Below are 657 nucleotides of genomic sequence, written 5' to 3'. Positions count from 1 at the left end.
TTTATCTAAATCCGAGAGGAGCCCAGCTAATGAAGTATGAATGGAAAAAACAAGAGAAAGATTTATACCTTCCAAAAGAAAAACCTGAACTAATAACAGTTCCAGAACAGAAGTTTTTCGTGATAACAGGGAAAGGAAATCCGAATGGCCCCGAATTCTCCGAAAGGGTAGGTGTTCTTTATTCGCTGGCTTATGCCATTAGAATGATGCCAAAACAAGGATATACTCCAGAAGGTTATTTTGAATACACGGTATACCCCCTAGAAGGAGTGTGGGATTTAACGGAAGAAGGAAAAAAGTTTGAAACACTAAATAAAGATGAGTTATTGTATACTATTATGATTAGACAACCGGACTTTGTAGCCGAAGACCTGGTTGAGAGGGCATTCGAAAATGTAAGAAAAAAGAAACCACACCCGCTGATAGAAGAAGTGACATTCAGAACTATAGAAGACGGCTTATCAGTACAAATATTACATGTGGGCTCGTTTGATGATGAACCGAAAAGTTTTGAAAAAATGAAAGAATTCATAAAGGAAAACAATCTTGAAAGAGTATCTTTACTGCATCGAGAAATCTATCTTTCCGATGTAAGAAAAGTTGAGCCAGAAAAGCAAAAAACTGTTTTGAGATACAAGGTCAGGCCAAAGGTAGTAT

1 protein-coding gene is annotated in these 657 nt (G+C 37.0%); it reads left to right on the top strand.

Going from position 1 to position 657, the window contains the following annotated elements; all coding sequences use genetic code 11:
• Positions 1-29 precede the first annotated feature (29 nt).
• Positions 30-657: GyrI-like domain-containing protein (locus tag H1S01_RS20620; protein WP_188042184.1), on the top strand; the 628-nt coding region annotated here is incomplete at its 3' end.

It is taken from the genome of Heliobacterium chlorum, from assembly GCF_014502795.1.
GTDB lineage: Bacteria > Bacillota > Desulfitobacteriia > Heliobacteriales > Heliobacteriaceae > Heliobacterium > Heliobacterium chlorum.
The sequence above is the reverse complement of the archived record's forward strand: the minus strand, read 5'-3'. Positions and strand labels throughout refer to the sequence as shown.